Genomic DNA, 269 nt, shown 5'->3' with positions numbered 1-269 from the left:
CGAGTAATCGTCTGAAAGCTGGCAGCCCCGTACGCGGGGCTACCGCCAGACCACTCATTTTTTCGGTTTAGTGTAGCTACGCATCAACTGCGTTCTGTCGATAAACTCATGGGTCTGCGGATCATGGTAGCGTGATGGCCAGATAACCCAGGGGTCAGTTCCCAGGGCCTTCGCAATAATCATCTCTCCTTTCGGCCATGGGCGCGATAATGCATTCGCCAGCGTTGAGGAACTCAAACCATTTCTGCGAGATTCCGCCGCCATTGACG

General features: G+C 54.3%; 1 protein-coding gene. It reads right to left on the bottom strand.

The window, feature by feature from the left end; genetic code table 11:
• Positions 1 to 54: 54 nt before the first annotated feature.
• Positions 55 to 269 (bottom strand): DNA-binding transcriptional regulator SfsB (sfsB, locus tag R0J87_RS20810; RefSeq protein ID WP_498888637.1); only part of this gene is annotated, 215 nt, incomplete at its 5' end.

It is taken from the genome of Halomonas sp. SIMBA_159 (genome assembly GCF_046536035.1).
In the GTDB taxonomy this organism is placed as follows: domain Bacteria; phylum Pseudomonadota; class Gammaproteobacteria; order Pseudomonadales; family Halomonadaceae; genus Vreelandella; species Vreelandella venusta_A.
Note: the sequence above shows the minus strand (reverse complement) of the source record. Positions and strands in the feature narration are given on the sequence as shown.